The organism is Streptomyces sp. NK08204 (assembly GCF_020400585.1).
Lineage (GTDB): Bacteria > Actinomycetota > Actinomycetes > Streptomycetales > Streptomycetaceae > Streptomyces.
In genome coordinates, this window is record NZ_JAINVF010000104.1 from 1 (window position 1) to 312 (window position 312).

Consider the following 312-nt stretch of genomic DNA (forward strand, 5'->3'; position numbering starts at 1 on the left):
GGGCAGTTGGTCGACCGGGCCCGCGCGAGCGGCCTGCAGCTGACCGGTGAGGGCGGGCTGCTGCAGCAGCTGACCAAGCGCGTGCTGGAGTCCGCTCTCGAAGGCGAGATCACCGACCACCTCGGTTACGAGAAGCACGATCCGGCCGGTGCTGGCAGTGGCAACAGTCGCAACGGGGCCCGGTCCAAGACTGTTCTGACCGACGTGGGTCCGGTGGAGATCACGGTGCCGCGTGACCGCGACGGCAGCTTCGAGCCGCAGATTGTCAAGAAGCGCCAGCGGCGGCTGACCGGCGTCGACGAGATGGTCCTG

At 68.6% G+C, this 312-nt stretch carries 1 protein-coding gene; it reads left to right on the forward strand.

The genetic code is table 11. From position 1 onward, the window contains the following. Window positions 1–6: 6 nt before the first annotated feature. A partial coding sequence (locus K7G59_RS34505; RefSeq protein ID WP_225840695.1) for a transposase occupies window positions 7–312 on the forward strand: 306 nt, incomplete at its 3' end.